The organism is Kineosporia babensis (assembly GCF_021129305.1).
Classification (GTDB): domain Bacteria; phylum Actinomycetota; class Actinomycetes; order Actinomycetales; family Kineosporiaceae; genus Kineosporia; species Kineosporia babensis.
The window spans coordinates 122,265-145,178 of the sequence record NZ_JAJOMB010000017.1 but is presented as its reverse complement, the minus strand read 5'-3'; the positions used below and the strand labels follow the sequence as shown (position 1 = coordinate 145,178).

23 protein-coding genes are annotated in these 22,914 nt (G+C 70.8%); 7 read left to right on the top strand and 16 right to left on the bottom strand.

Going from position 1 to position 22,914, the window contains the following annotated elements; translation table 11 throughout:
- Positions 1-77: 77 nt before the first annotated feature.
- Positions 78-1,361 (bottom strand): DUF445 domain-containing protein, encoded by a 1,284-nt coding sequence (locus LR394_RS27370; RefSeq protein ID WP_231447328.1) that lies wholly within the window; start codon positions 1,359-1,361, stop codon positions 78-80.
- Positions 1,362-1,527: 166 nt separating this feature from the next.
- Here LR394_RS27370 and LR394_RS27365 point away from each other — a divergent pair, with 166 nt between their 5' ends.
- Both LR394_RS27365 and LR394_RS27360 read left to right on the top strand, forming a co-directional pair.
- Entirely contained in the window at positions 1,528-2,079 is a 552-nt protein-coding gene (locus LR394_RS27365) for a YceI family protein (RefSeq protein WP_231447326.1), read from the top strand.
- 140 nt (positions 2,080-2,219) lie between these two features.
- The gene (locus LR394_RS27360; protein ID WP_231447325.1) at positions 2,220-3,050 is read left to right on the top strand and encodes a glycerophosphodiester phosphodiesterase; all 831 of its coding nucleotides are present in this window, start codon (positions 2,220-2,222) and stop codon (positions 3,048-3,050) included.
- Between the two features lie 6 nt (positions 3,051-3,056).
- On the opposite strand, the gene LR394_RS27355 is transcribed toward LR394_RS27360, so the two are convergent.
- Positions 3,057-5,333, bottom strand: a complete 2,277-nt coding sequence (locus LR394_RS27355) for a glycosyltransferase family protein (RefSeq protein ID WP_231447324.1) — start codon at positions 5,331-5,333, stop codon at positions 3,057-3,059.
- A gap of 151 nt (positions 5,334-5,484) precedes the next feature.
- On the opposite strand from LR394_RS27355, the gene LR394_RS27350 reads away from it, so the two are divergent.
- Positions 5,485-6,741 (top strand): glycosyltransferase 87 family protein, encoded by a 1,257-nt coding sequence (locus LR394_RS27350; RefSeq protein ID WP_231447323.1) that lies wholly within the window; start codon positions 5,485-5,487, stop codon positions 6,739-6,741.
- A gap of 25 nt (positions 6,742-6,766) precedes the next feature.
- Here LR394_RS27350 and LR394_RS27345 read toward each other — a convergent pair whose 3' ends face one another.
- The 4 genes from LR394_RS27345 to LR394_RS27330 form a co-directional block, all read right to left on the bottom strand.
- Positions 6,767-7,834, bottom strand: coding sequence for a class I SAM-dependent methyltransferase (locus tag LR394_RS27345; RefSeq protein WP_231447322.1), 1,068 nt, complete (start codon positions 7,832-7,834; stop codon positions 6,767-6,769).
- A 9-nt stretch (positions 7,835-7,843) separates the two neighbouring features.
- Positions 7,844-9,376 carry a polyprenol phosphomannose-dependent alpha 1,6 mannosyltransferase MptB gene (gene mptB / locus LR394_RS27340; protein WP_231447320.1) on the bottom strand — a complete coding sequence of 511 codons (1,533 nt, stop codon included), beginning with the start codon at positions 9,374-9,376 and terminating at the stop codon, positions 7,844-7,846.
- Between the two features lie 116 nt (positions 9,377-9,492).
- Positions 9,493-10,278, bottom strand: a complete 786-nt coding sequence (locus tag LR394_RS27335) for a glycosyltransferase family 2 protein (RefSeq protein WP_231447318.1) — start codon at positions 10,276-10,278, stop codon at positions 9,493-9,495.
- A 197-nt stretch (positions 10,279-10,475) separates the two neighbouring features.
- Entirely contained in the window at positions 10,476-11,435 is a 960-nt protein-coding gene (locus LR394_RS27330; protein ID WP_231447316.1) for a DUF5926 family protein, read from the bottom strand.
- 131 nt (positions 11,436-11,566) lie between these two features.
- On the opposite strand from LR394_RS27330, the gene LR394_RS27325 reads away from it, so the two are divergent.
- A complete protein-coding gene (locus LR394_RS27325) occupies positions 11,567-12,250 on the top strand; it encodes a 2'-5' RNA ligase family protein (RefSeq protein WP_231447314.1) in 684 nt (227 codons plus the stop codon).
- Here LR394_RS27325 and LR394_RS27320 read toward each other — a convergent pair.
- Positions 12,247-13,299, bottom strand: coding sequence for a diacylglycerol/lipid kinase family protein (locus tag LR394_RS27320; RefSeq protein WP_231447312.1), 1,053 nt, complete (start codon positions 13,297-13,299; stop codon positions 12,247-12,249). The genes LR394_RS27325 and LR394_RS27320 overlap by 4 nt on opposite strands.
- A gap of 207 nt (positions 13,300-13,506) precedes the next feature.
- Between LR394_RS27320 and LR394_RS27315 the strand changes: the two genes are divergently transcribed.
- Both LR394_RS27315 and LR394_RS27310 read left to right on the top strand, forming a co-directional pair.
- Complete coding sequence (locus LR394_RS27315) at positions 13,507-14,349, top strand: HAD family hydrolase (RefSeq protein ID WP_231447311.1); 843 nt, start codon at positions 13,507-13,509, stop codon at positions 14,347-14,349.
- 40 nt (positions 14,350-14,389) lie between these two features.
- Positions 14,390-15,202 carry an SDR family oxidoreductase gene (locus LR394_RS27310; protein WP_231447308.1) on the top strand — a complete coding sequence of 271 codons (813 nt, stop codon included), beginning with the start codon at positions 14,390-14,392 and terminating at the stop codon, positions 15,200-15,202.
- On the opposite strand, the gene LR394_RS27305 is transcribed toward LR394_RS27310, so the two are convergent.
- The 7 genes from LR394_RS27305 to LR394_RS27275 form a co-directional block, all read right to left on the bottom strand.
- On the bottom strand, positions 15,199-16,167 hold the full coding sequence (locus LR394_RS27305; RefSeq protein WP_231447306.1) for a hypothetical protein: 969 nt from the start codon (positions 16,165-16,167) through the stop codon (positions 15,199-15,201). The genes LR394_RS27310 and LR394_RS27305 overlap by 4 nt on opposite strands.
- Positions 16,158-17,651, bottom strand: coding sequence for a hypothetical protein (locus LR394_RS27300; RefSeq protein ID WP_231447304.1), 1,494 nt, complete (start codon positions 17,649-17,651; stop codon positions 16,158-16,160). Before LR394_RS27300 ends, LR394_RS27305 begins: the two co-directional genes overlap by 10 nt.
- Positions 17,652-17,683: 32 nt before the next feature.
- Positions 17,684-18,118, bottom strand: coding sequence for a PRC-barrel domain-containing protein (locus LR394_RS27295; protein ID WP_231447303.1), 435 nt, complete (start codon positions 18,116-18,118; stop codon positions 17,684-17,686).
- On the bottom strand, positions 18,115-18,708 hold the full coding sequence (locus LR394_RS27290) for a PRC-barrel domain-containing protein (protein ID WP_231447301.1): 594 nt from the start codon (positions 18,706-18,708) through the stop codon (positions 18,115-18,117). Before LR394_RS27290 ends, LR394_RS27295 begins: the two co-directional genes overlap by 4 nt.
- On the bottom strand, positions 18,705-18,878 hold the full coding sequence (locus tag LR394_RS27285; protein WP_231447299.1) for a hypothetical protein: 174 nt from the start codon (positions 18,876-18,878) through the stop codon (positions 18,705-18,707). Before LR394_RS27285 ends, LR394_RS27290 begins: the two co-directional genes overlap by 4 nt.
- A 217-nt stretch (positions 18,879-19,095) precedes the next feature.
- A complete protein-coding gene (locus LR394_RS27280; RefSeq protein WP_231447297.1) occupies positions 19,096-19,914 on the bottom strand; it encodes a ferredoxin in 819 nt (272 codons plus the stop codon).
- Between the two features lie 9 nt (positions 19,915-19,923).
- Positions 19,924-20,754, bottom strand: a complete 831-nt coding sequence (locus LR394_RS27275) for an HAD family hydrolase (protein ID WP_231447296.1) — start codon at positions 20,752-20,754, stop codon at positions 19,924-19,926.
- Positions 20,755-20,812: 58 nt separating this feature from the next.
- Here LR394_RS27275 and LR394_RS27270 point away from each other — a divergent pair, with 58 nt between their 5' ends.
- The gene (locus LR394_RS27270; protein WP_231447294.1) at positions 20,813-21,139 is read left to right on the top strand and encodes a hypothetical protein; all 327 of its coding nucleotides are present in this window, start codon (positions 20,813-20,815) and stop codon (positions 21,137-21,139) included.
- A gap of 197 nt (positions 21,140-21,336) precedes the next feature.
- Here the strand turns inward: LR394_RS27270 and LR394_RS27265 are convergent, their stop codons facing one another.
- Entirely contained in the window at positions 21,337-22,110 is a 774-nt protein-coding gene (locus tag LR394_RS27265; RefSeq protein WP_231447292.1) for a response regulator transcription factor, read from the bottom strand.
- A gap of 206 nt (positions 22,111-22,316) precedes the next feature.
- Positions 22,317-22,664, bottom strand: coding sequence for a DUF779 domain-containing protein (locus LR394_RS27260; RefSeq protein WP_269329883.1), 348 nt, complete (start codon positions 22,662-22,664; stop codon positions 22,317-22,319).
- Positions 22,665-22,914 lie beyond the last annotated feature (250 nt).

Here is a 22,914-nt window from a genome sequence, read left to right as displayed (position 1 = left end):
CGGCTCCTTCGCTCGCAGTCAAACGTTTGACCTTCGCCGAGCCTAGGTTCGCCCGCGCGGCCGGTCAAGCATCAGGTCTAGGAGAGCAGCACGCTCACGCTGTGGATGACCAGGCCGGCCAGGGCGCCCACCACGGTGCCGTTGATCCGGATGAACTGCAGGTCGCGGCCCACGTGCAGCTCGATCTTGCGGGAGGCGTCCTCGGCGTCCCAGCGCTGCACCGTCTCGCTGATCACCATCGACAGCTCGCCGGCGTAGTTGCGCACCACGTAGCCGATGACGTCCTCGGCGTAGCTGTCCAGCCGGGCCTGCAGGGTCTTGTCGCCGGAGAGCCGGGCCCCCAGGTCCACCAGGGCCGAGACCATCCGGCGGCGCAGCTCGCCCTCCGGGTCGGCCAGGGCGTCGATCAGCATCCGGCGGACCGTGGACCACAGCGCGATCGTGGCCTTGCGCAGCTCCGGGTGCTCCAGCAGGCGGATCTTGATCGCCTCGACCTTGGCCTGGGTCTCCGGATCGGTGCGCAGGTCGCGGGCCAGGCGGCGCAGCAGGTCGTCGAGGGCCTGGCGGGCCGGGTGCTGCTGGTCGTCGGAGACCTCGCTCAGCCAGCGGTGCATCTCGGTGTAGACCCGGGTGGCGATCCGGTTGTCCACCCACTGCGGGGTCCACCCGGGGGCCTGCTCGGTGACCAGAAGCATCACCCGCTCCTGATTGGTCTCCAGCCACGAACGTCCCTCATCGAGAAGGAGGTCCACCAGCCGCCGGTGCGCGCCATCGTCCAGAATTCCGTCCAGCAACCCGCCCGCCAGCGGACTCACCGGAATGTCGGCGGCCCGGGGGACCACCACCTGCTCGAGCATCGCGGCCACGTCGTCGTCGCGCAGCACACTCAGCACGCCGTGCCCGGCGGTGGCCAGCTCCGCCCCGACCCGCTCGGCATGCTCCGGCTCGGCCAGCCAGCTGCCCACCCGGCTGGTGACCTCGGCCTGGCGGATCTTCTCCCGGACGATCTCCTCGGACAGGAAGTTGTCGGCCACGAACTCCTGCAGGCTCTCGCCGATCTGGTCCTTGCGGGTGGGGATCAGCGCGGTGTGCGGGATCGGCAGGCCCAGCGGGTGCCGGAACAGCGCGGTCACCGCGAACCAGTCGGCCAGGGCGCCGACCATGGCCGCCTCGGCGCCGGCGTTGACGAAGCCGAGCCAGCCGTCCTGGTTGAGCGTGAGCAGGTAGATCACCGCGGCGATGACCAGCAGCGTGGTGGCGACCAGCTTCATCCGCCGCAGCCGGACCCGGCGGATCTCGTCGGCCTCGGCCGAACCGGAGACTTTGGGGGCGATCGGCGGGCGGCCGGTGGCAACGGACATGAGTAGATCCTTTCAAGGGATCGCCGTCGGCGCCCGATCTCGGTGACGGGACGGTTGCCGTTCGGCCAAGCGCGGGAATTTATCCGCGCAGAGGTAGTTAGATGAACGTTGAATCATCTAGGGTTCAACCAGCACCGCCCACCGACGACTTCAGGGAGAACAGATCATGAGCAACTTCCCCGCCGAGCTCACCGGCACCTGGGTGATCGACGCCGGTCACAGCACCGTGGGCTTCGCCGTGAAGCACGCGATGATCTCCACCACGCGTGGCCAGTTCAAGACCTTCTCGGGCGAGGCGACCATCGACGCCGCCAACCCGGAGGCCTCCAGCGCGTTCATCGAGATCGACGCCACCAGCGTCGACACCGGCAGCGAGCAGCGCGACGGCCACCTGCGCTCGGCCGACTTCTGGGACGCCGAGAACAACCCGAAGATCACCTTCAAGAGCACCTCGGCCAAGCTCGACGGTGACGACCTGATCCTCACCGGTGACCTGACGATCAAGGGCATCACCAAGCCGGTCGACATCAAGTGGGAGTTCAACGGCGTCGGTGGCGACCCGTGGGGCACGGTCAAGGCCGGCTTCGAGGGCACCGCCACGATCAACCGCACCGACTGGGGCGTGTCCTGGAACGCCGCCCTGGAGACCGGTGGCTTCCTGGTGTCCGACAAGGTCAAGCTGGTCCTCGAGATCGAGGCCGACAAGAAGCAGGCCTGAGCCTCCCCCTTAAACCGTCGGTGGTTCCCGGCCGGTTGCGTGCATCGCACGCGACCGGCCGGGAACGCCGGTGTTAACGGCCGGCGAGCATTCGCGGGACAGGCTCTCACCAGCGCCTTTGGTGTGGCACGCTTTTCCGCGTGACATCGGAACGGCCCCAGGTAGTCGCTCATCGGGGGGCGAGTGACCGAGAGCCCGAGCACACGCTCGCGGCCTATCTCCAAGCCATCGAACTCGGCGCCGACGCGCTGGAGTGCGACGTCCGGCTGACCGCCGACGGCCACCTGGTCTGTGTGCACGACCGCACGGTGAACCGCACCTCCAACGGCACCGGCATCGTCTCCACCCTCGAGCTGGCGCAGCTGGAGGGCCTGGACTGGGGCTCCTGGAAGAAGCTGTCCCGCGCGCAGGGCGACCTGAGCACCGAGGCGCCCGACGTGGTCAGCATGTCCGACCGCTCGCACCTGCTGACCGCGCGCAAGCTGTTCAGCGTGGTCGCCGACCTGAACCGGCCGGTGCAGATCGCGGTCGAGACCAAGCACCCCACCCGTTACGGCGGTCTGGTCGAGCGCAAGCTGTTGCAGCTGCTCAAGGAGTTCGGCTGGGACCAGCACACCCCCGAGCGGCCTTCGCCGGTGCGGATGATGAGTTTCTCGGCCCTGGCGGTGCGCCGGATGCGCGCCCTGGCCCCCACGCTGTCGCTGGTCTACCTGGTCGAACGCCGGATGCCGGTGGCGATGCTGGACCAGCAGGTGCCGGCCGGGGTGGCGATCGGCCCGGACGTGGAGCTGCTCGCGCAGAACCCCCGGCTCGGCGAGCGGATCCGGGCGCGCGGGCGCGACCTTCATGTCTGGACGGTCGACACCCCTGAGCAGGTCCGCGTCTGTCTGGATGCGGGCGCCTCGGTGATCATCAGCAACCGTCCCGCCGAGACGCGCAAGACGCTGAACGAGATGCTGGTTCCGGCCTAGCTCGTTCTACTCCGCCTTCTCGCTCTGGGCCGGAGCCTTGGCGACCTCGGCTGCGGGCAACGGGTCGGTGTCGGCCAGTTCCAGTGCGCGCACGCTGATCGCGATCAGCAGGGGCAGGGCCACGGTGGCGGCCACCGCCGGGATCGCCACACCGGAGTCGTTCACGCCGAAGCCGATCAGCATCATCACGCCGAACGAGATCAGCCCGGCCTTCAGCACCGGCGAGCGGTCGTAGACCAGTTGCAGCGGGCGCACACCCCAGGACACCGGGCGGGCCAGCACCAGCACCACGAAAGCCACCGCGAACGGCACCAGGATGGTCAGGTGCGAGGTGAACAGGATGTCCAGGTTGGCCGCGGCCTTGCGCTGGATCACCGTGAACGCCCCGCCGTCCAGCACGGTCTGCGCGAAGCGGCCCAGGTGGGTGCGCTGCTCCGGGCCGCGCAGCCAGTCCAGCAGGGCGATCAGGGTGATCGCGACGATCGTCACGCCGGCGATCAGCACGGCCCGGCGCAGGGTGATCCGGATGCCCAGGGCCAGCAGGGCCAGCACCGCGAAGCCCGGGATGATCGCGGGCGGGCCGCCGAAGTCGCTGCCCCAGCCGGGGGTGCCGTCGATGATCGTGGCCACGATGCCGACCACGCCGACCGCGGCCGCGGCCAGGAGCCGGCGGTTGCGCCGGACCAGGGTGTCGGCCAGGGCTACGGCCAGCAGCAGGGAACCGGTGGCGAAGATCGCGAAGGCGGGGTTGCCGAAGCCGTAGAACCGGCCCGCCACCACCGGCTGCAGGCCCATCATGCTGGAGAGCATCAGATGTGAACCGGTGACCACGTCGGCGCCGAGCACCAGCATGGTCATCCCGCCGGCCGCGCCCATCGGGCCCAGCAGAGCGTGCTTCCAGGGCCCGAGGTTGGCGATCAGCGCCATCGGGATCACGAACAGGATGGTCGCCGCGGTGGCCGCCAGGCCGGAGTGGTCGGCCCGCCACCAGGGCAGCAGGTTGGCCAGGAAGGTGGCGGCGGGGATGCAGGCGAACACCACGGCCACCCGCCGCAGCCAGCGCAGCAGCACGATGCGGCGCCCCGCCACCTGAGCGGCGTCCAGGCTGCGCGAGCGCCGGCGCATCACGAAGGTGGCGGCCAGGTACAGCACCACCTGGGCCACCACGATGCCCACGAAGAAGACCGGGACGATCGGAGTGACTGCGATCGAGGCCTGGTCGATGTCGAGCAGCTTGCGCTCGCGCGCCGCGTCTTCCATACCGGAGGCCGCCGGGCGCACCACCGAGCCCACTGCCGATTCGGGAACGCTTACCCCAAGGCCGGACAGGATGGTCGGGAACAGGTCGGTGGTCTGAGCCAGGCCGTCCTGGCGGGTGGAGGAGCTACCGAGCAGCGAGTCGCCGTAGTCGCCGCCGCCCGGCACCGGACCGGTCGCGGCCAGTACCCGCAGCCGCGACTTGGACCCGGAGTCGGCCAGCGAGGCCAGGTAGACCGTGGCGTCGTTCGGGAGTTCGGCCAGCACTGCTTCGAGCCGCTGCTCCAGCGCGGTGACCTGCTCGGCCCGGGGCCGGGCGTAGGCACCGGTCAGCGCGGGAATGTTCTTGGGCTGCTTGTATTCCTGCTCGGCCGGGTCGATGACGGCGCCGAGATCGACCGCGAGCACCTCCGGCCCGGTGGCCAGGGCGGCGTCCACGTCGGCGGCGAGTTGCTCCGGATCATCGGTGCTCCCGGCCCAGGCGTTGGCCACGCCACCGGTCGAGTCGGCCAGGGCAATCGCCGCGCCGGCCCCCACCGCCGCGCTGTCCACGCTGTTGGCGGCCAGAGTGTCGCCCAGCAGGCCGGGCTTGGCGTCGAAGTCCTCGGCCTGGGCCGCGCTCAGGTAGCGGTCCCACTGGTCAACCGTGCCCGCCTGACCGGCCTGGCCCACCGTGACCTGCGGATCCCGGCAGACCGCCTCGCCGTCGTTCGCGGAGGCGTCCCCGGCCCGGGCCCCGGCCGAGACGCCGAGCCAGCCGTCGGCCGGGCAGGTGGTCGAGCGCACGCTGCGCACCGCCAGCCAGCCCGAGGAGCCGGCCTCCTGCAGCCCCGACAGCGCCGGGTGCTCGTCGGTGACATCGCTCCAGCGCAGCCCGCCGGTACCCAGCAGCACCACCGGACCCGGCACGGAGGAGTCGGCGCCACGAACCGCCGCTGCAGCCGTCGCCGAGGGTGCCGCCGCACCGGCGATCAGCGTTGTCAGGACGCCGAGCGCCGCCCACCGTTTCCGCAGTCCGAATCTCACCTGCGCCACTGTATGGGCTGGCCACCCTTGGCTGATCCGCGATCGACCGGACCACCGCAAGCGTGGACGCTGAGGACAAAGGCCACCCCAGATCAGCGGTCTGACCAGGGGCGTTCAGCGTTTGCCAGGTGGGCACGCAAGAATCGACCCCGTGGACAACGCTGGAACGCTCAGGCAGCGCGCGCCCTGGCTGATGCTGGGGATCGTCGTGCTGACCGCCTCCGCGTTGCCGCTGGCCTGGCACTACCTGGTCAGCTACCCGCGCGAGAACTGGCAGGTGGACCTCGAGGTCTACCGCGAGGGCGCGCGGGCCGTGGTCACCGGGTTCCCGCTCTACGAACTGCGCACCACCCAGCCGCAGTTCCTGCCCTTCACCTACCCGCCGTTCGCCGCCTTCACCGCGTTTCCCCTGCTCATCGCGCCGTTCTCGGTCATGGGCTGGGCGTGGACGGTGCTGCAGTGCGCGCTGCTGTGGTGGATGGTCGGGATCGCCTTCCGGCCGTTCCTGCGCCGGTTCGGCCACCGCGCCGGCCTGGTGCAGGGCGTGCTCGCGGCGGGCGGGGTCTGGCTGCTGCCGGTGTCCGACGGGGTTCGGTTCGGTCAGGTCAACGCGGTCATCGTGGCGTTGTGCCTGTGGGACCTGACGCGGCGCTCGCGCGAGAGCGGCACCTGGGCGGGCGGCAGCGGGGTAGGCGTCGCGCTGGCCACGGCGGTCAAGCTCACGCCGGGGGTGTTCTGGCTGCACTGGGCGTTCACCCGGCGCTGGAAGGTGCTGGCCACCTCGATCGGCACGGCGGCCGGGGTGACCATCGTCGCCTGGCTGCTCCTGCCCCCGGCCTCGGCCACCTACTGGACCGACGCGCTGCTCAACCCCGAGCGCCTCGGGCCCAACGGCGGCACCTCGAACCAGTCGCTGCGCGGCGTGCTGCTGCGGATCGGGCCGGACGAGGAGAGCCTGGCCTTCACCGCGATCAACCTGCTGATGATCGTCGCGGTGCTGGCCGCCGCCCTGCCTCTGGCCCGCAAGTTCGATCGGCTGGGCCAGCCCGTGGCCGTGGTCGCGGTGCTGGGCATGATGGCCTACCTGATCTCGCCGGTCTCCTGGGTGCACCACATGCACTGGGGCGTCGTGGTGCTCGGCGCGATCCTGGGCAGCGGCCGGGACTGGCGCCGGGTGGCGGTCGTGGTGGCCGGCGCGGTGCTCCTGTGGGTCCGGATGCCCTGGTGGGGTGCGAACCTGCTGGCCGGGAACGACGTGCCGAACTTCCTGGCCCGGATCGTGCAGAACACCTACAGCTGGTGGGCGATCCTGGCCCTGCTGGCGCTGTGGCTGCTGGTCTCCCGCGAGGAACCCCAGCCCGAGCGCCAGGCCGCCGAACCCGAACCGATCTCGAGCTCTACGACCTGACGCCCTTGCCCAGTTCTCGGCCCGGCTACTGAGCGGCCTTCTTGGTGGCTCGCCGGGTCTTGGGCCGGGGCGCGGGCACTCCCGGCTCGGCCGAGGCGCTCTTGGCGGCTGTCTTGCCGGCCGCCGACTTACGCGTGGTGGTCTTACCAGCCGCAGCCTTGCGAGGCGTGGCCGCCTTCCGGGCCGCGGGAGCCTTGCGCGGAGCCGGCGTCTTGGCCTTCTTCACCGGTTTCACCGGCGCAACCGGCACCGCCGGGGCGTCCCAGAAGGTCAGCCGCACCGAACCGACCTGCTCGGCGAACATCACACCGGAAGCCGCGTGCGACGTCAGCAGTTCCCGCAGTTCGTGGTCGAACTCGTCCCGGCGCTCCCCGAACAGGTGCGGCGCGGAGTACGACAGCGAGTACACCGCGGCCATCACCTCCTTGACCGTGCGCACCCGGGCCACGTTGTGGGGCACCTCGATGATCCGCGGGTCACCGAAACCGGCGGCCGCGAACACCTCGATCTCGCCGTCGAACATCTCCAGCGGCCGCACGCCCTGCCCGGCCCGGCGCTCCTCGCCCAGGTAACGGGTGACCAGCTCGCGGATCTCGGCCCAGGGCGGCTGCGGGAAGCGCAGCGCGGTCCGCGGCGTCTCGCCCGTGCCCTTGTCGGTGCTGGCGGCCACGTGCACCACCGAGCCACCCTCCTCGAGCAGCCCGGCCACGATGTTCGCCACCCGGGCCTGCTCCATCCAGTGGAACGACTGGGCGAACGTGACCACGCGGAACTTGCCCAGCTCGGCGCCCAGCTCCTCGGCGCGCAGCGCGTGCCACGAGATCGAGTGCAGGCCAAGGGATTCCGCCTCGGCCCGGCCGGCCTCGACCATCGCCGCATCGGCGTCCACTGCCACTGTCTCGGCGAAGGACCGGGTCAGCGGGAAGGTCAGCGAACCCGGCCCGGAGCCCACGTCGAGCAGCCGGCCGGTCCCGTCCAGGCCGAGAGTCTGCTGGATCGCCTGCACCGCGCTCGGCGGGTAGGGCATGCGCCCAGTTGCGTAGTAGTCGGCGCTCCCCGAGTAGAGCGACGGATCCCATTGCCACACGGTCATTCCCGCAACCTATTCAGTCGGCCTGGCCGGCGTCGAATCGTTAGCCACGGTGGCCGAGGAGCGGCGTTGCTCATCGTCGTGGAGAACAGTAGAAGCCTGGAAGTCCTTCCGGCGCAAGCAGGTCCAGACCAGCACCGTGACGATCACGGCGAGTTCCAGCCAGGGCGCTACGGATTTGCGGAATCCCAGAGTGAGTTCCTCGACCTGTACGGACATCCCGACCACCCGGCCCGGGACGTAGGCCAGAACGAGGACGAACAGCCGGGCCAGCAGCGCACCGTCGAGCAGCGTCGGGGTGAGCAGCGCCAGCGGTGCCCACACCATGCTGTCGTACCACGGAAGTGAGTACGGCGTCATGAGCAGCCAGCCGGTGGTCAGGGCGAACGCTGCGAGAACCATTGACGCCGTTTCGGTGTCACGCGCTGCGATCCCGGTCGGGCGCCCCTGCAGGCGGCGCAGCAGAAGCACCGCGAGTGCGGCGCCGAGGCCCATCGCGACCGGGCCGACCACGTCGCGCACCACACTGCCGAAAACCGGGTCCAGTTCGTTGGTCAGCAGGCGCCAGGGCGTGGCCAGCGAGACCTGCCCGCCGGCCGCCTCCAGCCGGTCGTAGGTGTGCCGTCCGCTCCACAGATGGGCCGGAACCAGCAGCGCCAGGCCGGAGAGCGTCATGATGCCGAGGTGGCGGGCCAGCTGCGGCAGCGGCCGATGCCGCAGGCCCCAGAGGATGGCCAGGGCGAACAGTCCGAAGGTGATCTTGCTGCCGACCGCGGCGCCGATCAGCAGGCCGGCCACCGCGGGGCGGCGCGCGGCGAAGGCCAGCGCCCCGATCGCGAAGGCCACCGAGATCACGTCCAGGTGCCCGCCGAGCACGAGCTGGCCGAGCATCAGCGGGTTCAGCGTCCAGAGCACCCAGGTGCGGGCCCGGGCCTGCGCATCGCCTCTGGTCAATCGGTCCAGAGTCAGCGCCACGGCCAGGAAGGCCAGGCCGCACAGGATCTGCCAGAACCAGACGGTCAGTCGCAGCGAGCCGTCTCCGGCCCAGGCCACCAGGGCCTGGGCGGCGGTGGAGACCGGGCCGTACACGCTGGGGGTGTCCTGCCAGGGCGGCTGCACTGCGCCGGCCACCGGGTCGGTGCCTGCGCGCCACTCGATCGGCGACTCGGCGTAGGGGTCGTCACCAGCGGCGGCGATGCGTCCGTAGGCCAGGTACGAAAGGTGGTCGGCCGAGCCGAGCGGCGGCAGGAAGGTGAACACGGTGACCACGCCGACCGCGGCCAGCAGCACGCTGCGCGGCGCGAGGAACTGGCACGAGCGCACGGCCAGCAGCCCAGCCCCGATCGCCACCGCACCGAGCACCGCGGCCAGCACCAGCAGGCCGCTGACCAGCCCGGAGTTCAGCCCGAGATCGAGGTCCCAGGTGGGATGCCAGGTGGCGCCGCCCAGTCCGGGCACCGCGGCCGAGTCACCGGCGAGGGCCACCCCGGCCAGCAGCAGGACGGAAAGCGCACCCGACCCGCTGAAGACCCATTTGGATGACACGAGCCCATCGAACCAGCATCGCCCGCCACAAAGTGCGCGCGGGTGGACTCGGCTTGGAAAAGGCACGCCGAATTGACCGAAAGTTCAGTTCGGTGTGGTGCAGGCCACGTCCGGAATTACCCGCCGAGGACCTTGCGGACCACCTTGGCGGCCGGCCGGAACCCGCGGCTCAGGGCCGGGATCGAGCGGGCCCGGCGTTCCAGCAGGGCCAGTCCGACGTCGCGGTACTGCCCGGCGCGGTGCAGTTGCCCGCGCAGGTCCGCGCCGGTGACCCGGTGGTGCAGTTCGCACGGCACCTCGATCACCCGGTAGCCGGCGCCGAGCACGTCGATGGTCAGGCCGGTCTCCACGCCCCAGCCCAGGGCCAGGGGTAGGGCGGCGTCGAAGGCTGGTCGACTGATGCAGCGGGTACCTGACAGGGGCTGCGTGGCCGTCCAGCCGGTGGCTTGACGGATGCCCTTGCGCGACAGACGTACCACCCGTCCGCTGCCCCCGCCGGCCGTGGCCTGCGGGGGGATCAGCGCGATCGTCATGTCAGCCTCGCCGGCCAGTACCGGCTCGACGATGGTGGCGGTGGCGGCGGCGCTCTCCTGGAGGTCGGCGTCGATGAAGAGCAACGCCCGCGGCCCGGCCGGCAGAACCGCGGAGTCCAGCACCGCGGCGCGGGCCGCGCCGGTCTCCATCGCGGCCGCCTTGCCCTGGTTCACCTCGTGGCTGACCACCTGGGCGCCGGCCTTGAGCGCGATCGAGGCGGTGGCGTCGCTGGAGCCGTCGTCCACCACGATCACCACGTCGGCACCGGGCAGGGCCAGGGCGGCCTCGACGGTCTTGGCGATCCGCTCGGCCTCGTCCTTCGCCGGGATGATCACCGCAAGCCCACCGGGCACGTTCACGTCTGCCACGCCTCCAGAGGCTAGGGGGTCAGCCGAACAGTGGGGTAGTCCGGGTGCGCAAACCCGTAGGGATCAACAACTGGGGACGGGGTGCGCAAGGCTCGCGGGCGTCTCCAGTTCGGTTCTAAGTACCTCAGAACAAACGGGGGACGCCGGTGCGCAACGTGCGCGCCTGCGTCCCCCTGTCGGTTGTGGTGACGAACGGCTCAGCGCAGCGTGACCTGGCGCGAGACCACACCCGCGCGGGCCCGGCGCTCTTCGGCGGTCAGCGGCTCGGTCCGGCCCATCGCCTCACGCAGCCGCTCGGCGAAGGCCAGGATCGGCTTCTCCAGCTCTTCCGGCTCGGTGTCGTCGGCCAGGTCCCAGACCGGCACGATCAGGCCGCAGGCCCGGAACGAGCCCACGTACTTGGTCTCCGGCAGCAGCGCCGACTCACCCGCGGCGTGCAGCCGGGCGATGCCGTCGAGCACCTTGGTCTCGTCGTCCGGCAGCACCCAGCGCAGGTGCCGGCGCGGGCCCATCTGCACCCAGTAGGCCGCCTCGACCGACTTCAGCCGCTTGGTCGGCACCGCGGCGCCGTTGGCCTGCTCGAGCGACTCGCGCACCTCGGGGGTGAGGTCGTTGTCCTCGGCGAACCAGAACTCGAAGCCCTCGTGCACGGTGACCTCGAGGCCGCCGGACAGGTCCAGGACGTCCTGCAGCCGCGGGCCCGGGCCGGGCAGGTCGCCCTCGGGCACCGGGTTGCCGGCCTCCAGTTCGCGGGCCTGCAGCAGGGCCGCGGCCACGTCCCGGCTGGCGTCGCCGGAGCCACCGTTGGTCTGCAGACCGGCCAGCACCGTGCCGTCCGCCCGGTGCAGGGCCGACCAGGCCATCGGCAGGATCGTGGCGATGGTGACCACCCCGCCGCCGAACTCCTCCTTGACCGGCACGACGGCGGTCGCGGCGGGCACCACCTCACGCATCGCGACCAGGTCGCACTCGCCGGTCAGGCCCTCGAAGGGGCGCACGACCATCTTCATCGCCTCGATCCGGGCCGCCCGCCCGTGGCACGCCTTGTACCGCTTGCCCGAGCCGCACGGGCAGGCCTCACGACCACCGACGACCGGGATGTCACCGTCGAGGACGGCGGCGGGGGCGGATCCGGTTCGGCGCTGCTTCTTTCCCATGGGCGGGGAGCCTAGCGATCCGGCATGAGGATTCTGTCGTCTAATGCTTTCTAGCTCAGTAACTAGATTGATGTAGACGATCCAATTCGGCCGTACACCCGGTTGTCCGCTCGTCCGGGCAGCGCGCAAGGATGAGCCCCGCTCAGTCCGGACCGACCTTGGGGAACACCACGATGAACGGCCTGCAGAACCACTGGGTCGAGGATCCGCAGTGGCGGCCCGGCCGCGAACTCTGGGCCTTCTACCTGACCTTCGCCCAGGCAGACGGCCTGCACGCCCGGGTGGAGCGTGACCAGGCCGCGCTGTCCGGCATCCCCGGCCTGGCCCCGATCGCCCGCCACGGCCTGCACATGACGGTCCAGGGCGTGACCTTCCGCGACCTGGTGCCCGACGCGCAGATCGAGCGGCTGGCCGAGGCGGTGGGCTCGGTCGTGGCCCGGCGCCAGCTGCCCCGGCTGTATGCCGGCCCGGCCACCGACGACATCGATGCGGTGGTGCTGCCGGTGTATCCGGTCGAGGAGATCGTGGCCCTGCGCGACCTGCTGCAACTGGCCGCGGCCGAACTGCTCGGCCCGGAACGGATCCACCAGTTCCCACCCTCGGCCGGTGGTTTCGTGCCGCACGTCAGCATCGCCTACGCCGGGGCCGACATCCCCGGCCCGGTGCTGGCCGAGGGCCTGGCCCGGACCGACCAGGGCCTGACCGCGATCGACGTGCGCCACCTCTCGCTGGTGGCCCTGCGCCGCGCGAACCAGACCTGGTCCTGGGAACAGGAGATCCGCCTGCCCTTCGCCGATCGCGTCGCCGTTTCTTAACCAGGCACCCGCACGACCAGGGCCAGCGGGTCCACCCGGGCCCTCAGCGACTGAGCCTTACCCGCCGGATCCCCGTCCAGCTGGGCGAACATCGGGCGGTCGGCCTGGATCTCCACCGTCTTGCAGCGGAAGTGCTCGACCGTGGCGTGGTTGCGGCGGGTCAGCACCGCCCCCACTACCGGCACCCAGCCGGTCACACCCCGCGGGGAGACCACCACCACGTCCAGCCAGCCGTCGTCGGGCAGGGCGGCCGGCATCAGCTGAATGCCGCCCTGCAGCATCCCCACGTTCCCGACCAGCACCGCGCGGATCCGGCGCTGCACCGCCGGGCCGTCGTCCACCCGCAGCGTCACCGGGGTGCGACGCCCCCGCAGCCGGCTCATCCCGGCGACCACGTAGGCCACCCAGCCGATCTTCTTCTTCAGCTCCGGCGCGGTGGTGGCCATCACCTCGGCGTCGAAGCCCAGGCCGGACATCACCAGGAAGGTCTCTTTGCGGGGTGGGCTGTCCAGGGTGTCGGCCAGTTCCACGTGCCCGATGTCGATCGTCCGGTTCCGCCCGGTCAGGGCGATGTGCAGGGACGACTCCAGCCGGTTGGGTGGCACCCCCAGATTGCGGGCCAGCAGGTTGCCCGTCCCGGCCGGCAGCAGCCCCATCGGAACACCCGTCTGGGCCAGCGACTCGGCCACCGCCCGGGTAGTTCCGTCGCCTCCGAAGGCGACCACCACCGAAGCGCCGTCCTCCACCGCTTTCCTGGTCTGCCCCCGGCCCGGATCCTCGGCCGTGGTCTCCAGCCAGACCGGGGCCCGCCAGCCCAGACGCCCCGAGAGCACCTCGATCTGCCGGCGCCGGGCGTCGTGGTCGTCCACCTTCTTGCTGTGCACCACCACGGCCGCCTGCGGCGCCGCCGACTCGTCGGCCGACTCCTCCCGCCGCCGGGCGAACAGCAACCGGCGCCGGGTCACCACCAGGGCGATCAGCAGCGCGACGGCCAGCACGAGCACCACAACCAGCACGACGTCCCTGATGACATCGCTACCGATCGACATGACGTGCACGTTAGCCGGGGATCGGGTCCCGGCCCGCCCAGACGCGAGGTGATGCAACCCGCTGTTCGCCAGGCCTTCGCCGGTTTCAGCCGGACGGGGGCTACGGCCTGCGAAGTTTCAAGCAGAACCGAATCGTCCACCCCGGCTTGGCTTCGTACGTCATCAATCGACCCCGGACCGTAACCTCCGGGCCTTTAAACTCGGCGAATGACAGAGCACGTGATCGAAAACCGACCCCGCACCGACCCCTGGGCCCCCAAGCTGGTCGCCCTGGACATCGACGGCACCATCCTCGACCACGACCAGCGGCTCACCGACCGGGTCCGCGAGGCCGTCCGGGCGGTCGCCGACCTGGGCGTGCACGTGGTGATCGCCACCGGCCGCTCGCTGTACGAGACGTTGCCCGTGCTGGACCGGCTGGGCCTGGTCAACGGCTGGGCGGTGTGCAGCAACGGTTCCGTGACGCTGCGCCTGGACCCGACGGTGCCGAACGGCTACGAGGTGTCCGACACCGTCACCTTCGACCCGGCCAATGTCCTGGCCCTGCTGCGCGAACAGCTCCCCACGGCGCTGTACGCGCTGGAGACCGGCAACGGCGACTTCCTGGTCACCGGGGACTTCCCCGAGGGCGAGATGGAAGGCCCGCACGTGCGCGTGGGTACGTTCGAGGAGCTCTCCGCCGAACCGGCCTGCCGCGTGGTGGTCCGCAGCCCGGAGCACACCTCGGACGACTTCCTGGAGCTGACCAAGTCGGTGGGGATGCACGGGGTGAACTACTCGGTGGGCTGGACGGCCTGGCTGGACCTGGCTCCCGACGGGGTCAGCAAGGCCAGTGCGCTGGAGGTGATCCGCGGTCGCCTCGGCGTGGACGACGGCGCCACGCTGGCGGTCGGGGACGGCCGCAACGACATCGAGATGTTCGGCTGGGCCACCCGGGCGGTCGCCATGGGCAACGCCACCGACGACGTGAAGGTGCACGCCGACGTGGTCACCTCTCCGGTGGGCGAGGACGGTCTGGCCGAGGTGCTCGAGCAGTTGCTGGCCCGGTAATTCGCTTCAGGACTCGCCGCGGGGGCGGCATGATCGCCGGATGAGTCCAGAAGCCGAGGCAAGCCAAGTAGCCGGTGCAGGGACGGACGCGGCCAGTCAACGGCCCGTCGTCCTGGTCACCGGCGCCGGTCGGCTGGCGGGGATAGCCGCCGGGATCGCGGTACGGCTGGCCGAGGACGGCTGGGACGTCGCGACCACGCACTGGTCGCCGTACGACGCGCGGATGCCCTGGGGCGAGCAGATCGGGGACGTCGGTGAGCTCGGCTCCCGGTTGCGGGAAGCCGGGGCCCAGACCTTGGCCGTTCCGGCCGATCTGAGTGATGCCACGGCCCCCGAGGCGGTGTTCGACGCCGTGAACGATCGGCTCGGTCCAGTGAACGCCCTGGTGATGTGCCACGCCGAGTCGGTGGACTCGGACCTGCTGAGCACCACCGTGGAGAGCTTCGACCGGCATTTCGCGGTGAACGCCCGGGGCACCTGGCTGCTGGTGCGCGAGTTCGCCCGCCGGTTGTCCGCAGCGACCGTCGACCACCCCCGGATCGTGGCCCTGACCAGCGACCACACCACGTTCAACCTGCCCTACGGGGCCAGCAAGGGCGCGCTCGACCGGATCGTGCTGGCCGCCGCCCGCGAGTTCGCCCACCTCCACCTCAGCGCGAACGTGATCAACCCGGGGCCGATCGACACCGGCTGGATGGACTCCGAACTGCATCAGGAGCTCGAGCAGAGGACGCCCTTGGGTCGCCTTGGGCGCCCGAAGGACACCGCCGCCCTGGTCTCGTTCCTGCTCTCGCCGGACGGCGGCTGGATCAACGGGCAGTTGCTGTACTCCGACGGCGGGATCAAGAGCTAAAGGGAGGCAGCCCGGTCGAGGTCGTCGAACTGCCGCCGGAGCTGGTGGTACCAGGCCCGGCGGCGGGGGTTCTCACCGTCCACTGGGGGTAGGCCCAGGGCGATCACCGGGTCGGTCACGGAGTACGTGGTGCGGTAGGCCAGCAGGCTCGTCGCCACGTCCATCCAGGCCCGGGTGTCCTGTGCCGCCGGCATCGGACCGAGCACCGAGGTGAACCAGTTGGGCAGCAGCGCGCCCCCGCCCACCGCGTCGGCCACCCGCGCTCGCAGCCGGACCTGCAACGCCGCCCAGGCCCGTTCCCCCTCCGCGATCACATCGGCCACGGCCACCTGGTTCTCCTCGTCCGCGGCCAGCAACTCGGCGGCTTCCAGCGCCGGTGCGGCCAGACTCCGCATCCGGTCACGGGTCTCGGTCAGCCCGGCCACCGCCAGCTCGAACTCCTCGATGGCGGCCGCGTGCCGAGGATCGTCGCGGTGCGTCTCGGCCAGCACCTCGCTGGCGCCCAGGGCCACCTCCCGGTGATGCGAGTGCTGGCGCACCGCTCCGGCGTGCGACGTGACCGCGGCCTCCAGCGAGGAACGGTTGGCCGGCTGCAGCAGCCCGGCCTTGGCCAGATGCCCCTCCTCGGCCACCTGCGCCAGCTCCAGATCCCGCCGCTCCAGCGCGTCCAGCTCGGCCTCGGGCACGTCCGCCTGCAGCCGGATGTTGCGCTCCAGCCATTCCACCCGGGCGTTCAGCCGCTTCACCAGCGCGCCCAGGTCGTGCACGGAGACTTCGGCCTCCTCGGAACGCCTTTCGACCTGCCGCACCGCCTTGCGGACCTCCTCCAGCGAGGAGCCCAGGGTGTCGAAGCGGCCGGGCAGGTCGGCGATCGCGATGCCCAGGTCTTCCACGTCGTCGCGCAGCTGGGCGACCGCGTGATGCAGTTCGGTGTCGGGTGAGGAGCGAGGCCGGATCAGCGCCATGAGTCGCGAAACCTCCCGGGCAGGGTCCCGATTCGCAGAGGTGTCTGCTGCACGTGCCAGATTCCCACGCCGATCGCCACGATGCCCAGCAGCAGCACCGTCGACGGCAGCCCGGAAGTGGCGCAGATCGCGGTGACCAGCGCCCCGAACGCGGTGACCACCGAGCCCGGCCGCAGTGACTCGTGCCGGTCGCCGGGCGGATGCACCGGAAGCCGCAGCAGCAGGTAGCCCGCGCCCCCACTGATCAGCGCGGGCAGCACCCACCAGCGCGCGATCCCGCCGGCCAGTGCGGTTACCAGCAGACCGGCGGCCACCGCGGCGGCCAGCACGCCCGACCAGCGCACGATCCGCAGGCTCAGGAGGCGGGGCTGGGCATCCAGCAGCATGGGCAGCCGGCGTTCGTAGTTGATCAGTTCGCGGGTGGCGGCGATGACCGCGTCGGTCGCCTCGGCCAATGAGGGACGATCGCGGCCGGTCAGCCGGGCGGCAGCACCCACGTTGTCGAGACCCTGATCGCCAGAGCCGTCCAGATCGATCGAACGTGGTGCCCCAGAAGCGCTGGACGACCCAGGGGAGCCGGACCTCCCGGACCGCCCTGAGCTCTGCGCGTTCCCGAGCAGCCGGGGCCCGGCGTCGGCGAACTCGCCGTCTTCCTCCGGGGCACGGTCATCCTCCTGACCGTCTTCATCCTCTGGAGCCCGGCGCCCGCCGATCCCCCGAAGTCCGCGCCAGCCGTCCCGGCCGACGAGCCCGCCCAACGCACCCAGTCCACCTCGACCGCCGAAGCCGTTCAGGCCACCGAAGCCGCCCCGCCCGCCCCGCCCGTCCCGGCTGTGCGACCCACCCCGGCCACCGACGTCCTCTTGCCCTTCAGCCCGATCCAAGCCACTGAACCAACTCAGCCCATCGCGATCGTCCTGCCCGTCGGAGCCTGACCCGCCGCCGTCCGCCTGATCTGAGCCGTCATCTTCGTGGTCTTCAGGCCGGCCCAGGTCACCAAGCCCACCCCGCCCGGACCGCGCATCCGAATCAGACCGGCCGCCCCCGTCCGCTGGTTGTCCTTGCCAGTCCGGCCCACCGATCCTGCCCCGGCCGCCGCCGTCCCCTGGTTCTTCCGGCTCGCCCGGCAGATCCCGGCCGCCGTACTGATCCGGCTCGTCCTCGTCGTCCTCGTGCGCATTCAGGTCGACGACGCCACCACCCGGGCCCGGCTCGTCCCAGCCTGCTTCGGCCAGCCGGGCGTCGGTCAGGTCGATGCCGTCGGTGAGGTCGATCTCGCGCAGTTCGTCCCGCGCCCGCTCGTTCAGGGCCGAGTCGAAGGCCGGGTCGTCCAGCATCCTGTCTTCCAGACCGCCGTCCGGATCGAGGCTTTCGTGCCCACCGGCGCCGACCCGTACTCCCCGCCCGACCGCGCGCAACTGAGCCAGGCGCTCATGGATGCGCGCCTGCAGGACCGCGACCTGCTCCTCCGGGTCTACCCCCATAGCACCGACGGTAACCACCGCGAGGGGCAAAGTCAGCCAGCGACCACCACGGCGTACTTACCTATTCCAAGAAGCCGGCCACCGTCGACGAAACTGTCCTTCAGCAGCAAGTTGGTTACCCGCCCGTCGGACGGGTCGAACTCCACGTCCTTGACCTTGCCCAGCGGATGCCCGTGCTCGGTCAGGACCGGCCGCTTGAGCACGTCGAGCTTGCGCCCCGAACGGTCTTTCAGCTCCGGCGGCGGGTCGCTGACCTGCTCGGCCGAGGACACCGTGACGGCATCCGGCCCGAGCCCGGCCACCGAGGCCCACAGCAGCACGTCCCCCGGGCCCTTGCTCTTCTTCACCCGGAAACCGACGATGCGATGCGTGGCCGGGTCGATGATCGGGGCCTCGAGCTTGCCCACGGTGGTCGCGGTGGAAGTGTCCATCACCGGGTTGCCCGCGATGTCGCTGAACCTGATCACGGCGTCGGCTCCTCACTCGGGTGGGCCTCGGGCCGGCCCAGGCGGGAACGGAACTCGTCCACGGCCGCACCGAAGCCGGCCAGGTCGTCGCGGATGAACTCGAGTGCGGTGTCCGGCAGGATCAGCGCCTCACCGGAGACCGAGAGCGTGTCGGGCAGCGGCACGAACTGCCGGCGCGGAGCGGTCTTGTCGCTCGGCTCGATCTCGTAACCGACCGCATCGGTGGACTTCTCACGCACGTCAAGAATCACGTCGGTGACCACCCCGAGGTTGCGCCCGCTGTGGGTGAGCACCATCGAGCCGATCACCACGCCACCGGCCCCCTCCAGTTCGCCGTCGAAGGCCTGCCGGTCGGCCAGGCTGTCCAGGTCGCGGATCATCACCGCCGCCGGGCCCAGACCGTGCACGTTCGACCAGGGCAGCGTCTGCTTCAGCGGCCCGGCGAAGATCCCCCGCCCGTTCAGCGTGAAACCGGCCAGCTCACCGGACCCGGACGAATAGATCACGTCCTTGATCTGGGCGACGTCGTCACCGGCCAGGGTGACCACCGGCCGCTTGAGCAGATCCGCAGCCCGCAGCAACACGCTCACAGCTGCCCTCCCGGAGCCCCGCCGCCTCGCGGACCACTACTGCCGCTACCGCTGCGTGAGCGCTGTGCCACCACACTGCCCCGGCGCCGTCGGGCCTGGATGCCGTAGACCACCGCGGCCAGCAGGATCAGCACCCCCAGGAACACCACGGCCCACTGCCACAAGTCCACCGTGAACTCCCCTCTGACCGGCGCAAAGGCGCGCCACGCCCATCGTTGCGCGTTCCGGTCGCCACGGCATCCTGAAGAGCTGACCACACCGCCACCTCTGCTGAGACACCTTCCAAGGCGCCCACCCGCACTTTCCCGCAGGTTCACCAGCTCTGGTCGCAGTAGTCGCAGCAGATTCCTGCGACTACTGCGACCACGCCTGGTGAACCTGTCCGCGCTACTTGCTGCGGCGGCTTCGGGCTTCTCGGCGGGTGCGTGGCTGCTTGGACGCGTAGGGCTGGCGGGGTTCGTAGCCTTCGAAGAAGCTCTCGCCTGGTTCGTACGTCTGCGCTTCGGGCACCAGTGCGGACTGGCCGTACGCGGGGGTGGCGTGTCGGGCCATACCGGTGGGCGGGGTGCGGCGCTGGACGGCGTTGGGGCCGGTCACGGCCTGAATGGCGCCGGTGATCGGGTCGTTGGTCGCGGGCCTGGGCAGGGAACCAGTGGCGGATCCGGTCTGGTTCTGGGCTGCGCGTCGGCTGCGGCGGGTCGGTGGTGGGGTCGTGCTGGGAGCAAGGGGAGGAGAGGGTGCAGGGGGTGCAGCCCAGTCGGCTGGCTGCGCAGGGAAGCTGGAGGTGTTCGGGCCCGAGGTTGGTGCAGCGATGGGCGTCGGAGCCGGTAGGGGAGTTGCGGGGGTGCGCGGCGACCTTCTGGTGGGTACCGGGGGAGAGGCAGCTGCGGGGGTAGAGCGGTTGGTGGTGCGGCGTTGGGTGGGCTGCGGGCCGGTGGCGGCCTTGATCGCGCCGGTGATCGGGTCGGCGGCGTTGGGCGTGACCAGGCGGTTCGTGGCCTCGGTCTCGACCAGCAGCAACGCCAGGGTGGGGCAGGAGGCCACCGCGCGCTGGGCATGCGACTGCACACCCCGGGTCACCGCCTGGTCGGCCAGGATCGGGTAGCCCCACTCGTCCAGGGTGACCAGCTCCGGAACCAGCTCGGCGCACAGGCCGTGGCCCTTGCAGGCCGGCCAGTCCACACTCAGCCGTCGTTCCGCCGCCATGTGCGGAATCTACCTTCCGAGGAGGTGATCACGTTCGGCCAGCAGCGCCTCGATCACCTGAGCGACCCCGTCCTCGTCACAGGGCGGAGCCTGACGACTCGCCGCCGCAATCGCGTCCGGGTGCCCGCCGGTCATCGCGTAGCCGGTCCCGGCCCAGGTCAGCATGGGGATGTCGTTGGGCATGTCACCGAACGCGATCACGTCGGGGGCGGCCAGGCCCAGCTCGCCGGCCAGCCAGGCCAGGGCCGTCGCCTTGGTCACGCCCGGTGCGGAGATCTCCAGCAGATGACTGTGCGGATCGGAGTGCACCACCTCGGCCAGCGCACCGAGCGCACCCCGGGCCAGCACCAGCAGCTCGTCGGAGTCCAGCTCGCCGTAGTGCTCGGCCGACTGCTTGCACAGCACCTTCACCACCGTGGGGCTGTCGTCCAGCAAGGTCGCGACCGGGCCGGTGGCAGCGTGCGGGTCGGCCGTGTAGATCGGCATGTACTCGGGTTCGCGGCGGTAGCCGTCCAGCGTCTCCAGGGCGAACGAGGCCCCGGGGATGAGTTCACGCAGCCGCTCGGTGACGGTCAGCACGGTGGGCAGCGGCAGCGCCCGGCTGCTGACCACGTCGCCGGTGGCGAGGTTCAGCACCACCGCGCCGTTGCCGCACAGCGCCAGGCCCTGATGGCCGGTCATCTGCACGATCGGGTTCATCCAGCGCGGCGGCCGGCCGGTGACGAACACGACGTGGATGCCCAGCCGTTCACAGGCGGTCAGCGCGGCCAGGGTGCGCGGTGAGATCTCGCCGTCCTTGCGCACGATCGTGCCGTCCAGGTCGCACGCAACCATTCGCATCCGTACATCCTGCCCTGCCGCAGCCACCCCCGTTTACCCCGTGTCTACAGTTAGACCTATGGAAGACGAGGACGAGCGCGAGGTGACCCTCGTGTCCGAGGAGGGCCTGACGGTAAAGGCCTACCTGGACGACGGCGCGCTGGTGATCCTCGGCGAGGATCTGAACGCCACCGAACTGTTCGGGGAGGACGTCGCCGAGTACGCCTACGGGCTCACCGTCGCCGCCGAGGACGTCCCCAAGGTGCTCGACGCCCTTGATGTAGCGGCTGGCCTCGACGTTCTCGACGCCTTGGTGCTGCGCGGCGCCGACCTGGTCAAGATCGGTGAGGCCGGCTGGCTGGAGAGTATCGGCGTGAGCGCGGAGTTCTGGTCGCGCATCAGCTGAGCTGGTCACCTCAGCTGGGTCGGAGAGACGCCGGGCGGGCGCGAAAACCTTCGCGGCGCCGCCCGGCGCCGAGGCTCTCGGACCGAGCCGGATCCGCAGGGCCCGGTCCTCGCCTCGCCGGACACCCCCCGCGGCGTCCCGGCCATAACCCACGCTAGGCGGCTACCGACCGGTTTGCATGCCCCGTTTTCCGGGGACTAGTCGTCGTTGCGGCCCTGTGCCTCGTGCAGCAGACCGTCCTCCACCGCACGCCGGTGCAGGGCGATCTTGGTACGGGCCTCGCGTCCGGCGTGCGCGTACTTCTCGCGGACCCGGGTGAGGTAGGTCTTGGCCGTTTCCACCGAGATGTCCAGCTGCCGGGCAACGGTTTTCAGCGGAAGGCCGGAGGCGTACAGCACCAGTGCCCGGCGTTCCTGCGGGCTCAGGGCCGGTCCGGGCTCACCGTGCTCGTCGGCCACCAGCATCGCCGCCAAGGCCGGGGTCACGTGCCCTTCGCCCCGAGCGGCCGCGCGCACGGCATGGGCCATCTCGTCGGCGTTCTCGCTCTTGGGCACGTACCCCAGGGCACCCGCCGAGACGCACTCCCGCACCCGGCGTGGGTCGGAGAACGTGCTGACCACCACCACGGCAACCCCGGCCGCGGACAGCTCGACGATCTTGGCCCCGGCCGGCACGTCGTCGCCCAGATCGATGTCCAGCAGCACCACGTCGACCGGAAACTGCGGGTGCCGCACCAGTTCCCGGAACTCGGTGACCGCGATCACCACGTCCAGGTCCTCGGCCCTGGTGGTCAGCCAGGTACTGAGCCCGTCGAGCATCAGCCGGTGATCGTCCACGATGCCCACCCGGACCCGGGGGACCGGATGCTGCCGGGGGATGAGCTCGAGCCGGTCACGGTGTTGCAGATGCACTTCGCCGGCTTCCTTGGAGCGGCCCTCTCTCAGCCGGCTCACCTGGTCGCGCTCGTCCACCCCGCCCTCACATCCTCCCGTTCGGACCCAAAGTCACCCTGCGAACCTCGAGCAGCTGTGACCTCGCCATCATGCCGAGTGGAGAGCGCCGTTCCAGCAGGCCAGATCGGGAGAGTCTGCGCAGCCTTTGGGGGAACTGCCGGACCACGAACCAAATGGGGGACGTCCGTGCCCGACGAGCGCACGCACGTCCCCAGTTCGGTTTCTCAGTGGTTCAGAGCGCTCGACTCCTCGTCGGTCAGCAATCGGGAGCGGATCAGGAACCGCACACCCTCCGGCGCCTCGAGCGAAAAACCCGCTCCCCGGCCGGGAACCACGTCGATCGTCAGATGCGTGTGCTTCCAGTACTCGAACTGGTTGCGCGACATCCAGACCGGTACTTTCTCCTCCGGCTCGCCTGATTCGACGGCCAGCGGCAGCTCGGCCAGGAGCACATCGCTGTCGCCGGTGAGGAAATCGCCCAGGGGGTAACACATCGGCGAACTACCGTCGCAGCAGCCGCCGGACTGGTGGAACATCAGCGGCCCGTGCTGCGCGCGCAACTTGCGCAGCATCTCGACCGCCGCCGGGGTGAAGGCCACCCTGGTGTACGGGTCATCCTTCACCTCGTCGGCCAGTTCGGCCTCGACCTCGGTCACGGTTGACCACCTCCCATCTGAGTCTCACCGCGGAAGCCGCCGCCGGCCACCCCAATCCGCCTGTGTGCGTCGGCAGTTTGGGGCGACCGGCGGGGCTACCCGCAGCGGGCACGCTCACCGGAGTTGTGCGGCCCTGCGCCCCCGCCCAGCCGGGAGCGCGCGTTCG